Source organism: Corallococcus sicarius (genome assembly GCF_003611735.1).
Lineage (GTDB): Bacteria > Myxococcota > Myxococcia > Myxococcales > Myxococcaceae > Corallococcus > Corallococcus sicarius.
On record NZ_RAWG01000532.1, the window covers coordinates 1 to 3,617 of the forward strand.

General features: G+C 70.0%; 3 protein-coding genes and 1 pseudogene. 1 reads left to right on the forward strand and 3 read right to left on the reverse strand.

Features of this window, described 5'->3' with window-relative positions; translation table 11 throughout:
• Nucleotides 1-178 precede the first annotated feature (178 nt).
• Nucleotides 179-2,035 (forward strand): protein kinase domain-containing protein, encoded by a 1,857-nt coding sequence (locus tag D7X12_RS40185; protein ID WP_120630411.1) that lies wholly within the window; start codon nucleotides 179-181, stop codon nucleotides 2,033-2,035.
• A 41-nt stretch (nucleotides 2,036-2,076) separates the two neighbouring features.
• Here D7X12_RS40185 and recR read toward each other — a convergent pair whose 3' ends face one another.
• From recR to D7X12_RS40200, 3 genes and pseudogenes are all read right to left on the reverse strand, one after another.
• Nucleotides 2,077-2,670 carry a recombination mediator RecR gene (gene recR / locus D7X12_RS40190; protein ID WP_120538409.1) on the reverse strand — a complete coding sequence of 198 codons (594 nt, stop codon included), beginning with the start codon at nucleotides 2,668-2,670 and terminating at the stop codon, nucleotides 2,077-2,079.
• Between the two features lie 6 nt (nucleotides 2,671-2,676).
• On the reverse strand, nucleotides 2,677-2,994 hold the full coding sequence (locus D7X12_RS40195) for a YbaB/EbfC family nucleoid-associated protein (protein ID WP_120614990.1): 318 nt from the start codon (nucleotides 2,992-2,994) through the stop codon (nucleotides 2,677-2,679).
• 97 nt (nucleotides 2,995-3,091) lie between these two features.
• Nucleotides 3,092-3,617: pseudogene (locus D7X12_RS40200) on the reverse strand (DNA polymerase III subunit gamma/tau); the annotation flags it as partial.

Genomic DNA, 3,617 nt, shown 5'->3' on the forward strand with positions numbered 1-3,617 from the left:
CCCGTGAACGCTCGCCTGTCCGTCAACGGACGGGACGTGCCCTTGGACGGCAAGCATCGCTTCGATACCTGGGTGGCCCCCATGGGAATCCCCCCCTTGCTGGTGTTTAAGATGACGCGTCCCGGTGCCCCGGACGTACTCACGGTGCGCACCCTGAAAACGCGAGGGCCTTGAGGCAATGGCACCCCCCCAGCCCACCGTTCCCATCCCGGATCCCGCCGGTGCCTCGACCGCGCCGCTGTTGCAGCCCTACGGCCAGTACGTCCTCGTGCGCAAGCTGGCCGAGGGAGGCATGGCGGAGATCTTCCTCGCCAAGCTGCTGGGCGCGGACGGCTTCGAGCGCAACGTGGTGCTCAAGCGGATGCTGCCGGCCCTGTCCGCCATCCCGGACTTCGTGGAGATGTTCCGCGACGAGGCGCGGCTCGCGGCGAAGCTGTCGCATCCGCACATCATCCAGATCCACGAGCTGGGCTTCACCGACGGCTGCTACTACATCTGCATGGAGTACCTCGCGGGCGAGGACTTCTCCACGACGCTGAGGCTCGCGGGCCGGCGGCGCCAGTACGTGCCGTTGCCGGTGGTGGCGCGGGTGCTCATCGACGCGGCGCGCGGGCTGCACTACGCGCACACCTTCACCAACGAGCAGGGCCAGCCGTTGCACGTGGTGCACCGGGACGTGTCGCCCTCCAACCTGTACGTGACGTACCAGGGCCAGGTGAAGGTGTTGGACTTCGGCATCGCCAAGGCCGAGTCGCGCCTGGTGCAGACGCGCACCGGCGTGGTGAAGGGCAAGTACATCTACATGGCGCCGGAGCAGGCGCAGGGCAAGGAGGTCGACCGCCGCGCGGACGTGTTCTCGCTGGGGGTCAGCCTCTATGAGGCCGTCACGCACGTGCGGCCCTTCTCGCGTGAGAACGACCTGGCGGTGCTCAACGCGCTGTTGCAGGGCGAGTTCGAGAAGCCGCGCGCCCTGCGGCCGGACCTTCCGGAAGGGCTGGAGGCCATCATCCTGAAGGCGCTGGCCTTCAAGCCGGAGGACCGGTACGCGACCGCGGACGACTTCGCGGACGCCCTGGAGGCGTTCTCGGCGACGCTCCCCGGAGGTGTGGCCGGAGCGCCTTCGCTCGGGTCCTTCTTGCGCAATCACTTTGGCGAGGAGCGCTATACGGAGAAGACGCGCATCCCGACGCTGGCCACGCTCACGGCCGCGCGTCCTACCGACCCCGAATTCGCGGCGGTGGTGCCGCCCGTGCCGGGCTCCGGAACCAACGCCTACGGTCAGGCCGGGCGCGTGAGTGGCACGGGCATGAGCCCCGTCACCGTGTACGGCAGGACGGGGGCTTCCGCGCCGCACGCGGCCCCTGTGCCCGCGGTGGTGGAGGGCGCTTCGCCGTCACGGCCCGCCTCCCGTCGCTGGCTCATGGGCGTCGTGGGCGGGGTGGGGCTGATGCTCGCGGGCGCGGCGTTCGTCGTCACGCGGCCCGCGTCCACGGGCGGGGCTGTAACGCAGCCGCCGTCACCTCCGGTCGTGACGAAGGTGGCACCCGAGCCCACTCCGGTGATTCCCGCCGCGCCAGGGGGGACGCAGGCTCCGGCTGCCGGACCGGACACGGCAACGGTGGGCGAGCCCCCCACGCCGGGCGGAGACACGGTGGCCACGTCCGTGACGCAGGTCCCCCAGACGGAGGACGACAGGCCGGACGAGGCGCCCTCGCGCAAGCCGGTGACGCGGACGACGAAGGAGCGGGTGTCGCTGGGCATCGAGGACATCCAGCGCGTGGTGTCGAATGGCCGCTCGCAGATCACCGGCTGCTTCGAGCGCTACAAGTCCAACCTGCCGTCGACCGCGGGCGAGGTGCAGGTGCAGCTCACCATCGTGTCCTCGGGCAAGGTGCGCGCGGGCACCCGGGGGCCGCTGGCCTCCACGGACGTGGGCCGCTGCCTGGAGTCCAAGGCCGAGCGCCTGCGCTTCCCGGCGCACCGCGACCAGGAAGTCACCGTGCTGATGCCGTTCTCGTGGAAGGTGACGCAGTAGCCCCAGGCTCGGAGTCCCAGGCTCGGGGTTCCGTCCCGCGGCTACAGGTCGCGGCGGGCGGACAGGGCCTTGGCGAGCGTGGCCTGGTCGGCGAACTCCAGGTCGCCACCCATGGGCAGCCCCTGGGCCAGGCGCGTGACGCGCAGGCCAATGGGCTTGAGCAGGCGCGTGAGGTAGAGGGCGGTGGCCTCGCCTTCGATGTCCGGGTTGGTGGCGAGGATGATCTCCTCCACCCGGCTGTCATTGAGGCGCTCCAGCAGCTCCTTGATGCGCAGCTGCTCCGGGCCCACGCCTTCCAGCGGGGACAGCACGCCGTGCAGCACGTGGTAGCGGCCCTTGAACTCGCGGGTGCGCTCCAGCGCCATCAGGTCGGAGTACGTCTCCACGACGCACAGCGAGCGCTCATCGCGGCGCGAGTCCCGGCAGAAGCCACACAGCTCCGAGTCGGTGAGGCAGAAGCAGCGCACGCACAGGTGCACCTTCTCCTTCACCTCGCGGATGGCGAGGGACAGGTCGACGGCGTACTCGCCCGGCGCCCTCAGGATGTGGAAGGCGAGGCGCTGGGCCGTTTTTTCGCCAATGCCCGGCAGCTTCGCGAGCTGGGCGACCAGGCGGTTCAGCGGATCGGGGGTCATCCGGTATTAATTAATGCCGGGGATCTTGATGCCGCCCGAGATCTTCGCCAGCTCGCTCTGCATGTGCTGACGGCTGTTCGCCAGGGCAGCGTTCACGGCGGCGGTGACGAGGTCCTCGAGCATCCCGGGGTCATTGGGGTCGATGGCGCTCTTGTCGATCTTGATGCTGCGGATCTCCTGCACGCAGTTGGCGACGACCGTGACGCGGCCCTCACCGGACTTCGCCTCGACGGTCTCTTCCGCCAGCTCCTTCTTCCGCTCCTCGATCTTCTCGGTGAGCTTGTTCGCCTGCCGGATGAAGTAGTTCAGGTCGATGCCGGGCATGTGCTTCCTCGGTCCCCGGTCGTGGGAGCACGGGCCCTCATGGCACCGCTCGGAGCAGGGACGTTGCGGCGCACCCTAGCGGGGCCCGGGGGCGTTGTCAGTCCTCAGGAGTGGTGGGGACGTCCGTGAGGACGGCCGGTGGCCGCTCGGGCTCGTAGACCTGGATGTGTTCGATTTCGCCGCCCAGCATCTTGAGGATGGCCCGCACGGACGCGTGGCTGCGCACCTTTCCCTCGGTGATCTTCTCGTGGGTGGCGCGGCTGTGAGAGTCCTGTTCGGAGATGCTCAGCCCCAGGCCGTGGGCCTCCTGGGCCTGGCCCACGTCCTGGATGGTGAGCTTCACGGGCCGGCCGAAGTGCGCGGCCAGGGCAGCGTCGACGGTGGCCTTGCCCGCGGCGGCCGTCACGGCGGCCTTGTGGAAGGCGGCGGAGGGCGGGAAGCCCAGGACGATTTCGCCCGCCTTCATGGACTGGAGGCGACCGTTGGCGAGCGCCGTGCCGTGGCGCACGGACGTGGCCTTCACGCTCTCCACGGCGGCGCGCCACCGCTCGGGCAGGGAGCGGTTGGGGTTGTCGCGGCCGGAGACCGGAGGGGCCACGGCGGGAGGCGGTTCGGGCTCGGGC